Origin of the sequence: Pseudomonas sp. GD03858, from assembly GCF_029840925.1 — a bacterium.
In the GTDB taxonomy this organism is placed as follows: Bacteria; Pseudomonadota; Gammaproteobacteria; order Pseudomonadales; family Pseudomonadaceae; genus Aquipseudomonas.
Genome location: NZ_JAOCDM010000012.1, coordinates 51,104 through 70,968, shown reverse-complemented (window position 1 = coordinate 70,968; position 19,865 = coordinate 51,104). Strand labels below are relative to the sequence as shown.

Here is a 19,865-nt window from a genome sequence, read left to right as displayed (position 1 = left end):
CTCAGACCCCCAGTTCCTGGCGCTGGCGGCGCAGGTGGTCGGGCATTTCCTTGTACACGTCCTCGAACATCGAGGCGGCGCTGGGGATATGGCCATTGCTCAGGGTGCCGAACTGCTCGGCGTCCTTCTGCGCCTTGATCACCTCGGCCTCGAGCTCGGCGGTGACTGCCTGGTGCTCCTCCTCGGACCAGTGACCGATCTTGACCAGGTGCTGCTTGAGGCGCGTGATCGGGTCGCCCAGCGGGAAGTGGCTCCAGTCGTCGGCCGGGCGGTACTTGGACGGATCGTCCGAGGTCGAGTGCGGGCCGGCGCGGTAGGTGACCCATTCGATCAGCGTCGGCCCCAGGCCGCGGCGGGCGCGTTCGGCGGCCCAGCGCGAGGCGGCGTAGACGGCGATGAAGTCGTTGCCGTCGACCCGCAGCGAGGCGATGCCGCAACCCACGCCACGGCCGGCGAAGGTGGTCGACTCGCCACCGGCGATGGCCTGGAAGGTCGAGATCGCCCACTGGTTGTTGACCACATTGAGGATCACCGGGGCGCGGTAGACGTGGGCGAAGGTCAGGGCGGTGTGGAAGTCGGACTCGGCGGTGGCGCCGTCGCCGATCCAGGCCGAGGCGATCTTGGTATCGCCCTTGATCGCCGAGGCCATGGCCCAGCCGACCGCCTGGACGAACTGGGTGGCCAGGTTGCCGCTGATGGTGAAGAAGCCGGCCTCGCGCACCGAATACATGATCGGCAGCTGACGGCCCTTGAGCGGATCACGGGTGTTGGACAGCAGCTGGCAGATCATGTCCACCAGGGACACGTCGCGGGCCATCAGGATGCTCTGCTGGCGGTAGGTGGGGAAGCACATGTCGCTGCGGTTCAGGGCCAGGGCCTGGCCGCTGCCGATGGCTTCCTCGCCCAGGCTCTGCATGTAGAAGGACATCTTCTTCTGGCGCTGGGCGACTACCATGCGGCTGTCGAAGATGCGCGTCTTGAGCATGGCGCGCATGCCCTGGCGCAGCACTTGCGGGTCGACGTCCGCGGCCCACGGGCCAACGGCGTCGCCATGCTCGTTGAGCACGCGGACCAGGCTGTAGGAAAGGTCTGCCGTGTCGGCAGGCTCGACGTCGATGGGCGGTTTACGGACTTGACCCGCGTCGTTCAGGCGCAGGTAGGAGAAATCGGTCTGGCAGCCTGGCCGGCCTGTAGGCTCGGGCACATGCAGACGCAGGGGGGCGTACTCGTTCATTGCTTTTTACGCTCGCTCGAATGTTGTTTTTGTGAGCTTTGAAGCGGCCGCCGCTGAGTGCCGGCTCGTGACTGGCAAGTCAGCGTCTTTTACATCATAGGGGGACGCCAGGAGAATTTTTCTCTCATGTTCATTGCCTTTGCAGCGCGGCGCAGATAAACATTCCGCATAAACACAAAAGCCAGGTGAATTTGTCTCATGCGCAAACTGGATCGTACGGATATCGGCATTCTCAACAGCCTGCAGGAAAACGCCCGGATCACCAACGCGGAGCTGGCGCGCTCGGTCAACCTGTCGCCCACGCCCTGCTTCAACCGGGTCAAGGCGATGGAGGAGATGGGCGTGATTCGCCAGCAGGTGACGCTGTTGTCGCCGGAGACGCTGGGGCTGGACGTCAATGTGTTCATCCATGTCAGCCTCGAGAAGCAGGTGGAGCAATCGCTGCACCGTTTCGAGGAAGAGATCGCCGAGCGGCCCGAGGTGATGGAGTGCTACCTGATGACGGGCGATCCGGATTACCTGCTGCGGGTGCTGCTGCCCAGCATCCAGGCGCTGGAGCGGTTTCTCGATTACCTGACCCGCTTGCCTGGGGTGGCGAACATTCGCTCCAGCTTTGCCCTCAAGCAGGTGCGCTACAAGACTGCGCTGCCGTTGCCGGCCAATGGCATGACCTTGCGCGAGCAGTAGCCTGGGCCGGCCCTTTCGCGGGTACGGTGCATGGCTCGAGGTCGGCGCGGGTTTACCTGCGAAGAGGGCGCCACTGCCCCTGGGGTGCTTGATATTTTAAACACCCCCGGCCTATGTTGTGCTCGTTGCCATTCCCGGCAGGCGAAAACAACAAGAAGGACAGTGTCATGACGACCGCAGGCCCGCATACCCAGGCTGAACACCTGAAGGGCATCGATGAAATCGAATGCGTCACCCCCGACCTCAACGGCGTTGCGCGCGGCAAGGTGATGACCGCCGAGGGCTTTCTCGAAGGCCGCCGCTTGCAGATGGCGCGTGGCGTACTGCTGCAATGCATCATGGGTGGCTACCCGCCAGCGAAATTCTACGGCAGTGACGATGGCGACCTGGCGCTGGTGGCCGAGCCCACCCAGATCCATCGCCTGCCCTGGAGCGACGAGCCCCGCGCCCTGGCCATCTGCGATGCGGTGGAACTGGACGGCGCGCCTTCGGGGTTGTCCAGCCGCGGCCAGCTCAAGGCGGTGATCGCTCGCTATGCCAAGCGCGGCCTGGCGCCGGTGGTGGCGACCGAACTGGAGTTCTTCGTCTTCGCGCCCAATACCGATCCTGGCCAGCCGTTCCAGCCGCCATTGGGCAAGGATGGTCGCCGGGAAATGGGCCATTCGGCGTTCAGCGTCAGCTCCAACAACGGCTTGCGCCCGTTCTTCAACGAGGTCTACCGGTGCATGGCCGCGCTGGGGTTGCCCCGCGATACCTTCATGCACGAGATGGGCGTCAGTCAGTTCGAGATCAACCTGCTGCACGGCGATCCGTTGCTGCTGGCCGACCAGACGTTCCTGTTCAAGCACCTGCTCAAGGAAGTGGCGCTGCGTCATGGCCTGACCGTGGTGTGCATGGCCAAGCCGCTGGCGCACACGCCTGGCAGCTCGATGCACATCCACCAGAGCCTGGTGGAGATCGCCAGCGGGCGCAACGTGTTCAGCGACGAGCAGGGCCGGGCGACCGACACCTTCCACCATTTCATTGGCGGTCTGCAGGCCTGCCTGGCCGACTTCACCGTGCTGTTCGCGCCCAACGTCAATTCCTACCAGCGCCTGTGCCACCCCTATGCGTCGCCGAACAATGCCTGCTGGTCCGAGGACAACCGTGCCGCGGGCTTGCGCATTCCTGCCAGCTCAGCTGTTGCGCGGCGGGTGGAGAACCGCCTGCCAGGGGCCGATGCCAACCCTTACCTGGCCATCGCCGCCAGCCTTGCCGCCGGCCTGCACGGTATCGAGCAGCAGCTGGTGCCGGCGCCCGCCATCCAGGGCGAGTTCGAAGTGCCGGAGCACCTGAGCCTGCCCTGCACCCTGCATGCCGCGCTGGAGCGGCTCAAACGCAGCGCGCTGGCACGGGAACTGTTCGGCCAGGAGTTCATCGAAGGCTACATCGCCAGCAAGACCCTTGAGCTCAGCGATTTCTTCGATGAAATAACGCCGTGGGAGCGACGCGTGCTGGCGGCGCAGGCCTGAGCGCGACACGACCGCTACTGGATGCGCCCCTTGTGCTGACTTTCGCTGCAAGGGGCCTGCGTCGGGACCGTTTTGCTCTTATGCTTGCCTGCAGCCCAACGCCAGCGAATGAAGGAGCTTGACGGGACGTATGCGAAATATCTGGAAGCCGTTTCAGTCGCTGTACTTCGCTGCCTTGATGATGCTGATCGGCTCCGGCCTGCTCAGTACCTACCTGGCGTTGCGCCTGGCCGCCGATCATGTCGACAGTCTGTGGATCGGTGCGCTGATGGCCGCCAACTACTTCGGCCTGGCGGTGGGCGGCAAGGTGGGGCACCGGCTGATCGGCCGGGTCGGGCATATTCGCGCCTACGCCACCTGCGCCGGTATCGTCGGCGCGGCGGTGCTCGGGCATGGCCTGACCAACTGGCTGCCGGCCTGGGTCGGGCTGCGCATGATCGTCGGCCTGGGGATGATGTGCCAGTACATGGTCATCGAGAGCTGGCTCAACGAGCAGGCCGATGCCAAGCATCGTGGGGCGGTGTTCAGCGGCTACATGATCGCCTCCTACCTGGGCCTGGTGCTCGGTCAGTTGATCCTGGTGGTGCATCCGCAACTGGGGCCGGAGCTGCTGATGCTGGTCGCCATGTGCTTCGCGCTGTGCCTGGTGCCGGTGGCGATGACCCGGCGCATTCACCCCGCGCCCCTGCGTCCGGCGCCGATGGAGCCGAAGTTCTTCATCAAGCGGGTGCCGCAATCGCTGTCCACGGTGCTGGGGTCGGGCCTGATCGTCGGCTCCTTCTATGGCCTGGCACCGTTGTACGCGTCCAGCCAGGGGCTTTCCACCGAGCAGGTCGGTCTGTTCATGGGCAGCTGCATCTTCGCCGGGTTGCTGGTGCAATGGCCGCTGGGCTGGCTCTCCGATCGCTACGATCGGGCGGTGTTGATCCGCAGCGTGGCCATCGGCCTGGCGCTGGCCTCGGCGCCGCTGGCGATCCTGCCGGGGGTGCCGCTGGCGCTGCTGTTCGCCATCGGCTTCGTCATTTCGCTGTTGCAGTTCTGCCTGTACCCCTTGGCGGTGGCGTTTTCCAACGACCATGTGGAGAGCGAGCGGCGGGTGTCGCTGACCGCCATGTTGCTGGTCACCTATGGCGTCGGCGCCTGTATCGGGCCGCTGGCGGCCGGCGTGCTGATGAAGCTGCTGGGGCCGCAGATGCTGTATGCCTTCTTCCTGTTCTTCGCCCTGGTGCTGGTCTGGCGCATACGGCCCAAGGCGGTCACTGGGCTGCATCAGGTGCAGGATGCGCCGCTGGGGCACGTGGCGATGCCGGCGGCGGGCTCGCCGTTGTCGGCGGCGCTCGACCCGCGGGTCGATGAGCAGACGGTGCAGGAGGTGATGCAGGCGCCGGTAGCGGCGGAGGATACCGAGGAAGAGGCGAGCGTGGAGCCGCAAGGCGAGAGCGAGGTGAGTAAATCGGCTTCCTAGGTGGGACGCCCCTTCGCGTCGAAGCGCCGCGAAGGGGCCCTGATCTTTCTCAGGTGAACAGCATCACTGGACTGGCGACGATCAGTAGTCGTCCTTGTCGAACCGACGCGCTTCACGCTGCAACTGGTAGACGAAACTCTCGATCTTGCGCTGCGCCTGGCCGTTGAGGTTGTGGAAGCGCACGCCGGCGAAGGTGGTGTTGATGCGCTCCTCGAAGTGCAGGTGACGCAGTTCGACCAGTGTGTCGGTCAGCCCCAGTGGATTGCCGGCCTTGAACCGTTCGTACACCTGGCCCAACTGCAGGCGATCCTCGACGTTGCCGTCGAAGCGCAGCTTGCAGCCGGTGGCGGAGATGTCCAGCAGCTTGCCGCGCAAGGCGCCGTTGCCCTTGAGGTGCGTCCCGTCGAGCACGATATCGACCAGCTGCGAGAGCTTGAGCGCGGCGCGGAAGGCGTTGCGGCGCTGGTGGTAAGTCATTTCCGTCGGCAGCGGGCCGCGGTAGCAGCGGTGGCCGTCGATTGCGCCGATGGTCAGCGGCGTGTCGCTTTCCCAGGCGATGCGCACGCCGTCATGGAAGCCTTCGATGCGGAACGGCTCGCCGTTCTCGATGTACTTTTCGCCGTCGCGAGGAATCATCTCGTCCAGGGCCAGAGTGCCGGTGTCCTTGTCGACATGCACCACGTAGCTCTGGAACCTTTGGCTGCGCTCATGGAAGCTGATGATCAGCGGGTCGTGGCTCTCCAGCAGCTGGCGCAGGTTGGCCGTGATCTCCAAAGGGGTGCTCAGCACCTTCGGTGGCTGGGGAGCATCGGATTCATTGAACACGGGTTATCAATCTCCAGGCAAAAACGACACACGCAAGTAACGGCATTTTGCCAGTATGTTCCGTGGCTTGATAGGACTAATCACACTTGGCTGAGGGCGCGGGGCTTGGCCATGGGCGAGGTGCCGCCACGGGCGTCGTAGAGCGACGGCGAGTCGCCGCCCTGGAGGATCCTGATCTGGTTGGCCGTGGCCTGTTGCTGCACCTGGATGATCCGGCCATTGGTCGCGTTGACCTGCTGGCAGGCATCCATGATCTGGCCCAGCGCATCGAGCCGGCTCATGATGGCGTCGCCGCTGCTCGACTGGGCGGCCAGCGCTTGCGCGCCGGCGCGATCGGCGCTCAGGCCGAGGCTCTGGAGCAGCTGGCTGCGCCGTGTACCCTGCTGTTCAAGCAAGATGATCAACGACTGCTTGCGGGCCAGGATCTGCTCCAGGGCCGCCATGTCCCGCCCGTGCAGGGCTATCGCTTCGTTCTGCAGGAGCTCGAGCAGCTCCTGCGCCGGGGCGATGTCGTTTTCGATCAGTTGCAGCAGGGTGATGTCGTGCATGGCTAACTCTTGGCGTGGTGCGTCCTGGAAGTCAGCGCGCCTTGAGGTCAGCGCTGGGCTTCGAAATCAAGCAGCTTGCTGGCGACCCGGTCGGCATCGACCTTGTAGCTGCCGTCTGCGATCGCCTGTTTCAACTCGGCCACGCGGGCGCTGTTGACGGTCGGCTGGTCGCGCAGCTTGTCGCTGATCTTCTGCAATTGCTGGGCCTCAGGGCTCAGATGTACCGTTTCTCCGCTGGCATCGGCGCGCTTGGGCGCCTGGCTGGCTTCGCCGGCTTTCTCGGCGTTGCCGGGCGCGGCATTGCCACGCACGCCGCCCGTGACGGACGGAGAATTATTCAAACGACTGAAGTCGATGACCATGTCAGAACCCCTGGGTATTAGGACGCATGCCTTGTTTTCGGCCAACCCGAAAGAAACTTTAGGCAACAATGCATCACTGCCGTGAAGCCAGCGTGCGCCACCCGATTTCCGACACAGTTTAGGGCGCGCGGTTCCATACTGCCAGCCTCGCGTCGTTATCCTGACGCCCGGAGCTACATCGCCACCTCGACCTGGCCGGGCCCGGTCACGCGGGCCTTCACCACGCGCTTGGAGTTGAGGTTGCGCACGCGGATCTGCGTCTGCAGGCCGCCCTTGTCCAGGGCCTCGCCGGGCATGCGCACGCTGAGGCTGCCGCTGCGCGCGACGATCACCACGTGGTCGCCCTTGCGCACCACCTCGGCCTGTTCCAGGTGTTGCTGGGTCAGGACCTGGTCGAGCACCGTCGGGCGCAGCAGCTTCATGCCCAGCGCCTGGTCCAGCTGGGTCAGGTAGCCGGGGCCGAGGCTGCCCACGTCGCGCTCGCGCAGGGCCACATCGCCTTCGCCGACCACGCTTTCGCGCTTGAGCGGGCGAGTCATCACCACCACATCGCGCAGCAGGCGCACCTGGGCGGGGACGAACACGGTCCATGGCGCCGCGCCGTCGCAGCGTACCTTGACCGTGACCCTGCCCAGCGGCGTCGAACTCTCCAGCGAGGCGTCGAGCTGCTGGCTGCACAGCGGCATGCGCAGGCGCGGGTCGAGGGTGTTGACCTGGATCTCGTAGCGGCCGGGTGTCTGGGTGGTCGCCAGATAATCCTCCACGGTGAATTCAAGAAACCCTTGAGTGACACCGATAAGCTGTTCAGGCAAGGTAAACGCGTCCGCCAGCGCACGAACGCCCGGCACCAGCAGGCACACTGCGGTCAGCGAGCCGGCCAGCAGGCGCGTCAGTCGTCGGAAAAATGTCGTTTTCATGTACATGGCGTTCAAAAAAGCAAAGCCCGTGCCGACTTGTTGCACAGGCATTCGTTGAAGGAGTCCGGCATGGCTGGAGTGATGGATTCGGTCAACCAGCGCACGCAGCTGGTGGGGCAGAACCGCCTGGAGTTGCTGTTGTTCCGCCTCAATGGCGACCAGCTCTATGGCATCAATGTGTTCAAGGTCCGGGAAGTGCTGCAGTGCCCGGACCTGACGCTGCTGCCCAAATCCCATCCGGTGGTGCGAGGGGTGGCCAACATTCGCGGGGCGACGATCCCGATCCTGGACCTGTCGATGGCGACCGGGCTGCCGGGGCTGCGGGAGGAAACCCGCAACAGTTTCGTGATCATCACCGAGTACAACACCAAGACCCAGGGCTTCCTGGTGCACTCGGTCGAGCGCATCGTCAACATGAACTGGGAAGAGATCCACCCGCCACCCAAGGGCACCGGGCGCGATCACTACCTGACCGCGGTCACCCGGGTCGACAATCGCATGGTCGAGATCATCGACGTGGAGAAGGTGCTGGCCGAAGTGGCGCCGTCCTCCGAGTCGGTGTCGGCGGGCGTGGTGGATGCCGAGGTACAGGACAAGGCCGTGCTGCTGCGGGTGCTGACGGTCGATGACTCGTCGGTGGCGCGCAAGCAGGTCAGCCGTTGTCTGCAAACCGTCGGCGTCGAGGTGGTGGCGCTCAACGACGGTCGTCAGGCCCTGGACTACCTGCGCAAGCTGGTGGACGAAGGCAAGCGGCCCGAGGACGAATTCCTCATGATGATCTCCGATATTGAAATGCCGGAGATGGACGGCTATACCCTCACCGCGGAGATTCGCAGCGATCCACGCATGCAAAAGCTGCACATCTGCCTGCATACTTCGCTGTCCGGGGTATTCAACCAGGCCATGGTCAAGAAGGTCGGCGCCGATGACTTCCTGGCCAAGTTCAAGCCGGACGACCTCGCCCAGCGCGTGGTCGACCGGATCAAGGCGACTCATTGAAACGGCCGGGGCCTGTCCCCGGCGCTAGCTATTTAGTAAAGAGGCGGCAGCATTGTCTACGGGTAATTTGGATTTCGAACAGTTCCGGGTCTTCCTGGAGAAAGCCTGTGGCATCCTGCTGGGCGAGAATAAGCAGTACCTGGTCTCCAGCCGTCTCAACAAGCTGATGGAACAGCAGGGCATCAAGTCGCTCGGCGAGCTGGTGCAGCGTATCCAGACCCAGCCGCGCGGCGGGTTGCGGGAGCAGGTGGTTGATGCCATGACCACCAACGAGACGCTGTGGTTCCGCGATACCTATCCCTTCGAAGTGCTCAAGAGCAAGGTGATTCCGGAGTTCATCAGGAACAACCCAGGGCAGCGTCTGCGCATCTGGTCGGCGGCCTGTTCGTCGGGGCAGGAGCCCTATTCGCTCTCCATGGCCATCGACGAGTTCGAGCGCAGCAATCTCGGGCAGTTGAAGATGGGGGCGCAGATCGTGGCCACCGACCTGTCCGGCGCCATGCTGAACAACTGCAAGACGGGCGAGTACGACAGCCTGGCCATCGCGCGCGGTCTGTCGCAGGAGCGCCTGCAGCGCTACTTCGATCCCAAGGGGCCAGGGCGCTGGGCGGTCAAGTCGCCGATCCGCAGTCGGGTCGAGTTCCGTTCCTACAACCTGCTCGACAGCTATGCGCCGCTGGGCAAGTTCGACATCGTGTTCTGTCGCAACGTGCTGATCTACTTCTCGGCCCAGGTCAAGAAGGACATCCTGATGCGTATTCACGGCACGCTCAAGCCGGGTGGCTACCTGTTCCTGGGGGCGTCCGAGGCGCTCAACGGCTTGCCGGACCACTACCAGATGGTTCAGTGCAGCCCGGGGATCATCTACCAGGCCAAGTGAAGCAGGCCAAAGGGCCGGTATCGCGAGATACCGGCCCTTTTCGTTTGCCTGTACCGGATTTTTCGCGGGGCAAGCCCGCTCCTGCAGGATTACGCAAAATCTCAAGCTAACGCTTTGCCTGTGGGAACGGGCTTGCCCGCGAAAGAGGCGGCGCGATCCTCGCTTGAGGCCGTGACGTCAATTTTTTGTTTTGCCGCTTTTGCCGCCCGGCAATTGCCGCTTTCCCTTCGTCGGGCGGAAACGGTTTGCCGCTTTTCTGGCATCACCTTCCAGGTGTTCCGTCCCCAGGCCCCGCATTCATGGGCTTTGCGTGGCTTGGCACAGCCCTTGCTATACCTTCGCCAACGACATTCACGGTCGACCTTCGAAGGTTTCCCCGACATGAGCATCAGTTTCGACAAGGCGCTTGGCATCCACGAAAAGGCACTGGGCTTCCGTGCCCAGCGCGCCGAGGTGCTGGCCAACAACATCGCCAACGCCGACACGCCCAACTACAAGGCGCGCGACATGGATTTCTCGTCGGTGCTCGCCGCCGAGGCCGACAAGCAGCAGAACGGGCGCATTGCCCTGGAACGCACCAACAACCGTCATATCGAGGCCCAGGGCCTGGCGATGGCCGACGACACGTTGCAGTACCGCACGCCCATGCAGCCGTCCATCGACCAGAACACCGTCGATGCGCAGATCGAGCAATCGAACTACACGGAAAACGCCGTTGGCTTCCAGGCCAGCTTCACCCTGCTCAACAGTAAATTCAAAGGGCTGGTATCGGCCCTGCGTGGAGAGTGACCATGTCCCTTGCCAGTGTCTTCAATATCGCCGGTAGCGGCATGAGCGCGCAGAACACGCGCCTGAACACCGTCGCCTCGAACATCGCCAACGCCGAGACGGTCTCGTCGAGCATCGACCAGACCTACCGCGCCCGCCACCCAGTGTTCGCCACCACCTTCCAGCAGGCCCAGGCCGGCGCCGGCCAGTCGTTGTTCGAGGACCAGGGTGAAGCGGGGCAGGGCGTGCAGGTCAAGGGCATCATCGAGGACCAGAGCAATCTCGAGGCCCGTTACGAGCCTAACCATCCGGCGGCGAACAAGGACGGCTACGTCTACTACCCGAACGTCAACGTGGTCGAGGAGATGGCCGACATGATCTCCGCCAGCCGCGCGTTCCAGACCAACGCCGAGCTGATGAACACCGCCAAGAACATGATGCAGAAAGTGCTGACCCTGGGTCAGTGAGCAGGGAGCCGTAATGACTACCACCAATACTGATACCAAGGTCAACAGTAGCTACCTGGAGTCCCTGCAGAAGCCTGCCAGCAAGAACAACGCCAGCACCGGCCAGGCCGGCAGCGCGCTGGGCAAGGATGCGTTCCTGCAGTTGCTGGTGACGCAGATGAAGAACCAGAACCCGCTCGATCCCCAGGACAACGGCGAGTTCGTCGCGCAGCTGGCGCAGTTCAGCAGCCTCGAGGGTATCCAGTCGCTGAAGGAGTCGGTGGACGGCATCCTCACCGGCATCGGTTCGTCCCAGGCGCTGCAGGCCACTTCGCTGGTTGGCCGCTCGGTGATCGTGGCGAGCGACAAGGCGGTGGTCGACACCACCAAGAGCTTCAGTGGCCAGGTTGTGCTGTCGTCGAACATCACCGAGGGCAAGGTCACCATCAAGGACAAGGATGGCAAGGTGGTCAAGACCATCGACCTGGGCGCGCAGAAGGCCGGTAACGCCGACTTCATCTGGGACGGCAAAAACGACAAGGGCGAGGTGGTCGAGCCGGGCACCTACACCTTCAGCGCCGAAACCAAGGTCGACGGCAAGGCCAAGACCCTGGCCACCCTGCTGCCGGCCAAGGTCAACAGTGTCAGCTTCCAGAACGGCAGCGAGATGATGCTCGACCTGGCCGGTATCGGCAAAGTCGGCATCTCCAAAGTCACCACGATCGGAATTTAACGCCGCAGAATCGGCACAAGGAGCGAGTACATGTCTTTCAATATCGGCCTTAGCGGTCTCTACGCGGCGAACAAATCCCTGAACGTCACCGGCAACAACATTGCCAACGTCGCCACCACCGGCTTCAAGGCGTCGCGCGCCGAGTTCGGTGACCAGTACTCCCAGTCCATTCGTGGCACCGCCGGCGGCAAGACCCAGGTGGGCAGTGGCGTGAAGACCATGGCGGTCTCGCAGATGTTCAATCCGGGCAACATCAATGGCACCGGCCAGGCGCTGGACATGGCCATCGACGGCAACGGCTTCTTCGCCCTGAACGACAACGGCTCGCGCATCTACACCCGTTCCGGCGCGTTCTACAGCGACAAGGAAGGCTACGTGGTCAACGCCAACGGCGCCAACCTGCAGGGTTACGCGGTGGATGACAGCGGCAAGGTCATCCCGGGCGTGCTGACCGACCTGAAGATCGACACCTCGAACCTGGCGCCGCGGCCGACCGGTCGCATTTCCGAAACCGTCAACCTGAACTCCAGTGCCGACCAGCCGAAGGTGACGCCGTTCGATCCGACCAACGTCAACAGCTACAACTACACCTTCAATACCCCGGTCTATGACAGTCAGGGTAACGAGCACCAGATGAACCAGTACTTCGTCAAGGATGCCGGCACCAATTCCTGGACCATGTACACCACCATCGGTGGCCGCAACCCGGCCGACCCGACCCTGAGCACGCCGCTGGTGAACAAGCTGCCGTTCACCTCTGGAGGGCAGCTGAATACCGCCGCGATGGCTGCCGGCCCGGTCACGGGTGGCCTGACCATCGGTGCCGACAAAACCTTCCAGCTGGCCAACTGGGTGCCGGCCGAGAAGAACGCCGCGGGCAACTGGGTAAGCAACGGCGCCACCGCGCGCGCTGGTGGCGTGACCCTGGACATGCTGGCGACCACCCAGTACAACGCGGCCTCGGCCACTACCGCCAAGGACCAGGATGGCTACGCCACCGGTGAGCTCGCCGGCCTGACCGTCGATCAGAGCGGCAACATGTTCGCCAATTTCACCAATGGTCAGAACAAGGTGATCGGCCAGGTGGTGGTCGCCAACTTCGCCAACCTGCAGGGGCTGACCCCGGTCGGTGCCACTGCCTGGAAGGAATCCTATGCCTCTGGCGTGGCGATCATCGGCGAGCCGGACACCGGCACGCTGGGTCGCATCGCCGGCAGTTCCCTGGAAGACTCCAACGTCGACCTGACCGGCGAACTGGTCAACCTGATCAAGGCGCAGAGCAACTACCAGGCCAACGCCAAGACCATTTCCACCGAAAGCACCATCATGCAGACCATCATCCAGATGACCTGATGAGCGTGGCGTGATAGAGCCCCTGCTTGCAGGGGCTTTTTCACATCCGGCAGAGGAGGTTGATGCCATGAACAAGTCGATGCTCGTGGTGGCCGGCGCGTTGTTGATCGCGCTTTCGCTGCAGGCCGCGCCAGCGCCCTGGTACCAGTGGCAAAGCCTGGCGACCGGGCGCTACATGTGCTCGGCCAGCGATCCGGGGGAGGGCTGGAAGCGTCACTCCGGGCCCTACAACAATGGCGCCTGCCGGGCCAACTGACGGGGCCTTGCCGCCTGCGGCAAAGATTCGCCGACAAACTGACGCTCGATGCCTGTTAGCCCCCCTGGAAGTCCCGTATTAAAGGGGTTCTATCAGTTTGGTTCGATAATTGCTTTGACCTTGTCAACGACAGCGCGGCAAGGTGCGCGTAGAGGAGATGCTGTGGACAAGATGCTTTATGTGGCCATGACCGGCGCCAGCCAGAACGCGCTGGCGCAGAAGGCCCATGCCAACAACCTGGCGAACGTTTCCACCCATGGCTTCCAGCGTGATCTGGAGCAGGCGCGTTCGATGCCGGTGTTCGGCGACAGCTTTCCGGCGCGCGCCTTCGCCATGACCGAGCGTCCGGCCACCGACTTCAGTGAAGGCGCCCTGGTCGAGACCGGTCGCGAACTGGATGTGGCCGTGAGCGGCAAGGGTTTCATCGCCGTGCAGGCGCCCGATGGCAGCGAAGCCTATGTGCGCACCGGCAGCCTGAACATCGATGCCCTCGGTGTGCTGCGCGCCGGCAATGGCATGCCGGTGATCGGCAATGGCGGCCCGATCGCCATTCCGCCCGAGCAAAAGGTCGAGGTCGGTGACGACGGCACCATCAGTATCCGCGCCATGGGCGAGGACCCTCGAGTGATGGCCGAGGTCGACCGCATCAAGCTGGTCAACCCTGACATCAAGGGCCTGAACAAGGGGCCGGACGGCATGATCCGCACCACCAATGGCCAGCCCGCCGACGCCGACGTCAATGTTCGCGTGGTCTCGGGCTTCCTGGAGTCGAGCAACGTCAATGCCGTCGAGGAAATGACCTCGGTGCTGGCGCTGTCCCGTCAGTTCGAACTGCACGTCAAGATGATGAACGCGGCCAAGGAAGGCGATGAAGCCATGGCGCGCGTCTTGCAAATCGGCTAACCACATTTGAACGGGTGCCATAAAACAGGCGCACGAGGAGAACACTAAATGCTTCCGGCTCTTTGGGTCGCTAAAACCGGCCTGTCCGCCCAGGACACCAACCTCGCGGTCATCTCCAACAACCTGGCCAACGTCTCGACCACCGGCTTCAAGCGTGATCGCGCCGAGTTCCAGGACCTGCTGTACCAGATCAAGCGTCAGCCTGGCGCGCAGTCGACCCAGGACAGCGAGCTGCCTTCGGGTCTGCAGGTCGGTACCGGCGTGCGCATCGTCGGCACCCAGAAGAGCTTCATCGCCGGCAGCCTGCAGACCACCGAGAACCCGCTGGACATGGCGGTCAACGGTCGTGGCTTCTTCCAGATCCTGCAACCCGATGGCACCGTGTCGTACACCCGTGACGGCACCTTCCACCTGAACTCCGATGGCCAGATCGTCACCGCCAACGGTTTCTCGCTGGAGCCGGCCATCGTCGTGCCGCCGGACGCGCAGACCTTCACCGTCGGCAAGGACGGCACCGTGTCGATCACCACCGTGGGCAACCCGGCTGCGCAGGTCATCGGCAATATCCAGACCGCCGACTTCATCAACCCGGCCGGTCTGCAGGCCATCGGCGGCAACCTGTTCCTCGAGACCGCCGCCAGCGGCGCGCCGCAGGTCGGCACCCCGGGCCTGAACGGTTTCGGCACCACCGAACAGCAGACCCTGGAAGCTTCCAACGTCAGCACCGTCGAAGAGCTGGTGAACATGATCACCACCCAGCGCGCCTACGAGATGAACTCCAAGGTCATCTCCGCCGCCGACAAAATGCTGTCGTTCGTCACCCAGCAGCTGTAAGCCCCGACGGCCCGTCGAGCGCGGGCCGCTGACCCATCGCTCGCTGTTGCAGCGTCTGTTTCACCGTGAGGTAAGTGTCATGAAGCGTCTGTTGTCCGTTTTCGCCCTTGGGGGGGCGGTGTCGCTGGCCGGTTGCGTCGCGCCGACGCCCAAGCCCAACGACCCGTACTATGCGCCGGTCCTGCCGCGCACCCCGTTGCCGGCGGCGGCCAACAACGGCTCGATCTACCAGGCCGGTTTCGAGCAGGGCCTGTATACCGACCGCAAGGCGTTCCGGGTCGGTGACATCATCACCATCACCCTCAACGAGCGTACCTCGGCGAGCAAGAACGCCGGCTCGCAGATCCAGAAGAACAGCAAGGCGGACATCGGCCTGACCTCGCTATTCGGCACCGTGCCGAACACCAACAACCCGCTGGGCAGTGGCGATCTCACCCTCGAGGCCGGCTATAGCGGCGACCGCAGCACCAAGGGCGACAGCAAGGCCACCCAGGGCAACACCCTGACCGGTTCGATCACCGTCACCGTGGCCGAAGTGCTGCCCAACGGCATCATCGCCGTGCGCGGCGAGAAGTGGATGACCCTGAACACCGGCGAAGAGCTGGTGCGCATCGCCGGCCTGGTGCGCGCCGACGATATCGCCACCGACAACACCGTGCCGTCCACCCGCGTGGCCGACGCGCGCATCACCTATTCGGGCACCGGCTCGTTCGCCGACGCCAGTCAGCCCGGTTGGCTCGACCGCTTCTTCATCAGCCCGCTCTGGCCCTTCTGAGTACGGATGACCATGTTCAACGCTAGGCGGTTGATTGCCGCGACACTTCTCCTGACCTGTGCGTTCGCCGCCCACGCCGAGCGCTTGAAGGACATCGCCAGCATTTCTGGCGTGCGCACCAACCAGCTGATCGGCTACGGCCTGGTGGTGGGCCTGAACGGTACCGGTGACCAGACCACCCAGACGCCGTTCACCCTGCAGACCTTCAACAACATGCTGTCGCAGTTCGGCATCAAGGTGCCGGCAGGCTCCGGCAACGTGCAGCTGAAGAACGTCGCGGCAGTGTCGGTGCACGCCGACCTGCCGGCGTTCGCCAAGCCCGGCCAGGTGGTGGATATCACCGTGTCGTCGATCGGCAACTCCAAGAGCCTGCGCGGCGGCAGCCTGCTGATGACGCCGCTCAAGGGTATCGACGGCAACGTCTACGCCATCGCCCAGGGCAACCTGGTGGTCGGTGGCTTCGACGCCGAAGGCCGCGATGGCTCGAAGATCACCGTCAACGTCCCGTCGGCCGGCCGCATTCCAGGCGGCGCGACAGTGGAGCGCGCGGTGCCGAGCGGGTTCAACCAGGGCAACAGCCTGACCCTCAACCTCAATCGCCCGGACTTCACCACCGCCAAGCGCATCGTCGACAAGGTCAACGAGCTGCTCGGTCCGGGCGTGGCCCAGGCCCTCGACGGTGGCTCGGTGCGGGTCACCGCGCCGATGGATCCGAGCCAGCGCGTGGACTACCTGTCGATCCTGGAGAACCTCGAGATCGATCCGGGCCAGGCCGTGGCCAAGGTCATCATCAACTCGCGCACCGGCACCATCGTCATCGGCCAGAACGTCAAGGTCTCGCCGGCGGCGGTCACCCACGGCAGCCTGACCGTGACCATCACCGAAGACCCGATCGTCAGCCAGCCGGGGCCGTTCTCCAATGGCCAGACCGCGGTGGTGCCGCGCTCTCGGATCAATGCCGAGCAGGAGGCCAAGCCGATGTTCAAGTTCGGTCCGGGCACCACGCTGGATGAGATCGTCCGCGCGGTGAACCAGGTCGGCGCGGCGCCGGGCGACTTGATGGCGATCCTCGAAGCCCTGAAGCAGGCCGGCGCGTTGCAGGCCGACCTGATCGTGATCTGAGGACGTCGCGGATGAACCCGAAAAGCCTGGTTTCCGGAGTTGCCGACAGCGGCTCCTACACCGACCTCAATCGCCTGAGTTCGCTCAAGCATGGCGACCGCGACAGCGAGGGCAACATCCGCAAGGTGGCCCAGGAATTCGAGTCGCTGTTCGTCAGCGAAATGCTCAAGGCGTCGCGCAAGGCCACCGACGTGATGGCCGACGAAGACAGCCCGATGAACAGCGACACGGTCAAGCAGTACCGCGACATGTACGACCAGCAGCTGGCGGTGAGCATGTCCCGCCAGGGCGGCGGCATCGGTCTGCAGGACGTGCTGGTGCGTCAGTTGAGCAAGACCAGGCACAGCGTCAATAACAGCCCGTTCCCGCGTACCGACGGGGCGGCGCCGGTGTTGTGGGGCAATCGCGTCGACGCCCCGGTGCATGCCGAGCAGGCCGGTGTCGCACGCAACGATGTCGCGGCGCTCAATTCCCGGCGCCTGGCCCTGCCGGGCAAGCTGACCGATCGTCTGCTGGCAGGCATCGTGCCGTCCGCCGCTGGCGGCGATGGCGCCACCGCCAATCGCAACGCTCCATCGCTCGCCGGCGTGGCCCGGGGCGACTGGCAGCCGGCGCAGACCTTCGCCGCGCCGCGCGAGGGCATGCGCATCCTCGGTCGGGCCGTGGCCCAGCCGCCGTTGGCGCCGAACAAGGCGTTCAGCGACAGTGACGCCTTCGTTGCCACCATGCTGCCGATGGCCGAGCAGGCGGCCAAGCGCATCGGTATCGATCCACGCTACCTGGTGGCCCAGGCCGCTCTGGAAACCGGCTGGGGCAAGTCGGTCATGCGCAACGCCGACGGCAGCAGCAGCCACAACCTGTTCGGCATCAAGGCCAGCGGCAGCTGGCAGGGTGGCGAGGCGCGGGCGATCACCAGCGAGTTTCGCGATGGTCAGTTCGTCAAGGAAACGGCGGCGTTCCGTTCCTACGATTCGTACCAGGACAGCTTCCACGATCTGGTCAGCCTGTTGCAGAACAACGGTCGCTATAAAGATGCGGTCGGTGCCGCCGATAACCCGGAACAGTTTGCACGCGAGCTGCAGAAGGCTGGCTACGCCACCGACCCGGACTATGCCCGCAAGATCATCAGCATTGCCCGACAGCTGCAGCCCGCCCAGGAATACGCCATGGCCGGCACTACCACGAATCTATAAGGATTGAAGCATGTCTAACCTGATCTCGATCGGGCTGTCCGGCCTGAATGCCAGCCAGACGGCGCTGTCCATTACCGGTAACAACATCGCCAACGCGGCGGTCTCCGGTTACTCGCGCCAGCAGACCATCCAGACCACCGGGCCGTCGCACCAGATCGGCGCTGGCTTCGTCGGCACGGGGACCACGCTGTCGGACGTGCGACGCATCTACAACGCTTATCTGGACAACCAACTGCAGACGGCGACCTCGCTCAATACCGACGCGGCGGCGTTCCAGGATCAGATCACCGGTATCGACAAGCTGCTGGCCGAAAGCGACACCGGCATCAGCTCGGTGCTGACCGCATTCTTTTCGGCCCTGCAGACCGCTTCGGCCAAGCCCAGCGATGTGGCGTCGCGGCAGCTGCTGCTGACCCAGGCGCAGACCCTGAGCAACCGTTTCAATGCCATCTCCGCCCAGATGAGCAAGCAGAACGATGGCATCAACAGCCAGCTCGACACGTTGTCGGGCCAGGTCAACAAGCTGACCTCGAGCATTGCCGACCTCAACAAACAGATCACCCAGCTGTCGGCGTCCGGCGCCTCGCCGAACAACCTGCTGGACGCGCGCAGCGAAGCGGTGCGCCAGCTCAACGAGCTGGTCGGCGTCACCGTGCAGGAGCGCGACGGCAACTACGATGTGTACCTGGGCAACGGCCAGTCGCTGGTCACCGGCAACCGCGCCAACACCCTCAGCGCCGTGCCGAGCACCGCCGACAAGAGCCAGTACAGCCTGCAGATCAACTACCAGGACTTCTCCTCGGACGTCACCTCGGTGATCACTGGCGGGCAGATCGGTGGCCTGCTGCGCTACCGCAATGATGTGCTCAACCCGTCGATGAACGAGCTGGGGCGTGTCGCCCTGGTGGTGGCCGACAGCATCAACAGCCAGCTGGGGCAGGGGCTCGACGCCAATGGCCAGTTCGGCAGCGCGCTGTTCTCCAGCATCAACAGCGCCGCGGCGATCAGCCAGCGCAGCCTGGCGTCCTCGGCCAACAGCGCCGGTTCCGGCAACCTGGACGTGACCATCGCCAACAGCGGCGCGCTCACCACCTACGACTACGAAGTCAAGTTCACCGGCCCCAACCAGTACAGCGTGCGCCGTTCCGATGGCACCGACATGGGCAACTTCGACCTGACCACCACGCCGCCACCGGTGATCGATGGTTTCACCCTCAAGCTCAATGGCGGCGGCCTGGCGGCGGGCGACAGCTTCAAGGTGAGCCCGACCCGTGCGGCGGCCGGCTCCATCAATACCGTGCTCACCGATGCCAACAAGCTGGCCTTCGCCGGGCCGATCAATGGCACGGTCGGCAGTGGCAATACCGGGACCGGCACCATCACCCCACCGAACCTGGGCGCCAAGCTGGATATCTACGGCGGCGCCGACACCGCGCTGATCCAGGACTCGATGAAGCATTCGATGCCGGTGCGCGTGGTGTTCCAGGCCGCCAGCGGCGGTACCCAGGGCTATACCCTGTACGACGCCAAGGGCAACTCCATCGGCACCGGCAGCATCGTGCCCGGCCAGGAAAACAAGCTGTCGATCAACGTGCCGATGCGTGACGCCAGTGGCGCGCCGATCCTCGATGGCAGCGGCAATCCGCGCACCTTCAGCGTGGAGACCACCGTCGGTGGCAGTCCGGCGCTCAACGACAGCTTCACCTTCGCCTTCAACGTCGACGGCAAGTCCGACAACCGCAACGCCCAGGCGCTGCTCGGGTTGCAGACCAAGTCCACGGTCGGCGTGAACTCCGGTGGTGGTTCCAGTTTCACCTCCGCCTATGCCTCGCTGGTCGAGCGCGTCGGCGCCAAGGCCAACCAGGCCAAGATCGACACCGTGGCGACCAAGGCCGTGCTCGACTCGGCCAAGGAAAGCCGCAACGGGGTTTCCGGTGTCAACCTGGACGATGAGGCGGCCAACCTGATCAAGTTCCAGCACTACTACACCGCGTCGTCGCAGATCATCAAGGCGGCGCAAGAAACCTTCAGCATCCTGATCAACGCTTTGTAAG

At 64.1% G+C, this 19,865-nt stretch carries 21 protein-coding genes; 16 read left to right on the top strand and 5 right to left on the bottom strand.

All coding sequences use genetic code 11. From position 1 onward, the window contains the following. Position 1: 1 nt before the first annotated feature. Positions 2–1,234 carry a 3-methyl-2-oxobutanoate dehydrogenase (2-methylpropanoyl-transferring) subunit alpha gene (locus N5D48_RS05830; protein ID WP_279882125.1) on the bottom strand — a complete coding sequence of 411 codons (1,233 nt, stop codon included), beginning with the start codon at positions 1,232–1,234 and terminating at the stop codon, positions 2–4. Positions 1,235–1,432: 198 nt separating this feature from the next. On the opposite strand from N5D48_RS05830, the gene bkdR reads away from it, so the two are divergent. The 3 genes from bkdR (at position 1,433) to N5D48_RS05815 (ending at position 4,897) form a co-directional block, all read left to right on the top strand. After that, positions 1,433–1,921, top strand: a complete 489-nt coding sequence (gene bkdR, locus N5D48_RS05825) for a Bkd operon transcriptional regulator BkdR (RefSeq protein ID WP_279882123.1) — start codon at positions 1,433–1,435, stop codon at positions 1,919–1,921. A gap of 269 nt (positions 1,922–2,190) precedes the next feature. Then, on the top strand, positions 2,191–3,432 hold the full coding sequence (locus tag N5D48_RS05820) for a glutamine synthetase family protein (RefSeq protein ID WP_279882152.1): 1,242 nt from the start codon (positions 2,191–2,193) through the stop codon (positions 3,430–3,432). Between the two features lie 130 nt (positions 3,433–3,562). After that, a complete protein-coding gene (locus N5D48_RS05815; protein ID WP_279882121.1) occupies positions 3,563–4,897 on the top strand; it encodes an MFS transporter in 1,335 nt (444 codons plus the stop codon). Between the two features lie 81 nt (positions 4,898–4,978). On the opposite strand, the gene N5D48_RS05810 is transcribed toward N5D48_RS05815, so the two are convergent. From N5D48_RS05810 to flgA, 4 genes are all read right to left on the bottom strand, one after another. Then, positions 4,979–5,722 carry a flagellar brake protein gene (locus N5D48_RS05810; protein ID WP_279882119.1) on the bottom strand — a complete coding sequence of 248 codons (744 nt, stop codon included), beginning with the start codon at positions 5,720–5,722 and terminating at the stop codon, positions 4,979–4,981. A gap of 80 nt (positions 5,723–5,802) precedes the next feature. Beyond that, a complete protein-coding gene (locus N5D48_RS05805; protein WP_279882117.1) occupies positions 5,803–6,270 on the bottom strand; it encodes a flagellar protein FlgN in 468 nt (155 codons plus the stop codon). Between the two features lie 47 nt (positions 6,271–6,317). After that, complete coding sequence (flgM, locus tag N5D48_RS05800) at positions 6,318–6,632, bottom strand: flagellar biosynthesis anti-sigma factor FlgM (protein WP_279882115.1); 315 nt, start codon at positions 6,630–6,632, stop codon at positions 6,318–6,320. A gap of 173 nt (positions 6,633–6,805) precedes the next feature. Then, the gene (gene flgA, locus N5D48_RS05795) at positions 6,806–7,555 is read right to left on the bottom strand and encodes a flagellar basal body P-ring formation chaperone FlgA (RefSeq protein ID WP_279882113.1); all 750 of its coding nucleotides are present in this window, start codon (positions 7,553–7,555) and stop codon (positions 6,806–6,808) included. 63 nt (positions 7,556–7,618) lie between these two features. Between flgA and N5D48_RS05790 the strand changes: the two genes are divergently transcribed. The 13 genes from N5D48_RS05790 (at position 7,619) to flgK (ending at position 19,864) form a co-directional block, all read left to right on the top strand. After that, complete coding sequence (locus N5D48_RS05790) at positions 7,619–8,548, top strand: chemotaxis protein CheV (RefSeq protein ID WP_279882111.1); 930 nt, start codon at positions 7,619–7,621, stop codon at positions 8,546–8,548. A 52-nt stretch (positions 8,549–8,600) separates the two neighbouring features. Further along, positions 8,601–9,428, top strand: a complete 828-nt coding sequence (gene cheR, locus N5D48_RS05785; protein WP_279882108.1) for a protein-glutamate O-methyltransferase CheR — start codon at positions 8,601–8,603, stop codon at positions 9,426–9,428. Between the two features lie 381 nt (positions 9,429–9,809). Further along, a complete protein-coding gene (flgB, locus tag N5D48_RS05780) occupies positions 9,810–10,217 on the top strand; it encodes a flagellar basal body rod protein FlgB (protein WP_279804665.1) in 408 nt (135 codons plus the stop codon). A gap of 2 nt (positions 10,218–10,219) precedes the next feature. Beyond that, on the top strand, positions 10,220–10,663 hold the full coding sequence (flgC, locus tag N5D48_RS05775) for a flagellar basal body rod protein FlgC (protein WP_104445064.1): 444 nt from the start codon (positions 10,220–10,222) through the stop codon (positions 10,661–10,663). Positions 10,664–10,676: 13 nt separating this feature from the next. Beyond that, entirely contained in the window at positions 10,677–11,375 is a 699-nt protein-coding gene (gene flgD, locus N5D48_RS05770) for a flagellar hook assembly protein FlgD (protein WP_279882106.1), read from the top strand. A gap of 30 nt (positions 11,376–11,405) precedes the next feature. Next, positions 11,406–12,728, top strand: a complete 1,323-nt coding sequence (gene flgE / locus N5D48_RS05765; RefSeq protein ID WP_279882104.1) for a flagellar hook protein FlgE — start codon at positions 11,406–11,408, stop codon at positions 12,726–12,728. Positions 12,729–12,795: 67 nt separating this feature from the next. Further along, on the top strand, positions 12,796–12,984 hold the full coding sequence (locus tag N5D48_RS05760; RefSeq protein WP_279882102.1) for a hypothetical protein: 189 nt from the start codon (positions 12,796–12,798) through the stop codon (positions 12,982–12,984). Positions 12,985–13,146: 162 nt separating this feature from the next. Continuing rightward, positions 13,147–13,887 carry a flagellar basal-body rod protein FlgF gene (gene flgF / locus N5D48_RS05755; RefSeq protein ID WP_279882100.1) on the top strand — a complete coding sequence of 247 codons (741 nt, stop codon included), beginning with the start codon at positions 13,147–13,149 and terminating at the stop codon, positions 13,885–13,887. 48 nt (positions 13,888–13,935) lie between these two features. Further along, complete coding sequence (flgG, locus tag N5D48_RS05750) at positions 13,936–14,721, top strand: flagellar basal-body rod protein FlgG (RefSeq protein ID WP_279882098.1); 786 nt, start codon at positions 13,936–13,938, stop codon at positions 14,719–14,721. A gap of 79 nt (positions 14,722–14,800) precedes the next feature. Beyond that, positions 14,801–15,496, top strand: coding sequence for a flagellar basal body L-ring protein FlgH (gene flgH, locus N5D48_RS05745; protein WP_279882097.1), 696 nt, complete (start codon positions 14,801–14,803; stop codon positions 15,494–15,496). A 6-nt stretch (positions 15,497–15,502) separates the two neighbouring features. Further along, positions 15,503–16,618 carry a flagellar basal body P-ring protein FlgI gene (locus N5D48_RS05740; RefSeq protein WP_279882095.1) on the top strand — a complete coding sequence of 372 codons (1,116 nt, stop codon included), beginning with the start codon at positions 15,503–15,505 and terminating at the stop codon, positions 16,616–16,618. A gap of 11 nt (positions 16,619–16,629) precedes the next feature. Continuing rightward, a complete protein-coding gene (gene flgJ, locus N5D48_RS05735) occupies positions 16,630–17,811 on the top strand; it encodes a flagellar assembly peptidoglycan hydrolase FlgJ (RefSeq protein ID WP_279882093.1) in 1,182 nt (393 codons plus the stop codon). Between the two features lie 10 nt (positions 17,812–17,821). Continuing rightward, positions 17,822–19,864: a flagellar hook-associated protein FlgK gene (gene flgK / locus N5D48_RS05730; protein ID WP_279882091.1), complete on the top strand. Its 2,043-nt coding sequence runs from the start codon at positions 17,822–17,824 to the stop codon at positions 19,862–19,864. The last annotated feature ends 1 nt before the right edge of the window (position 19,865 follow it).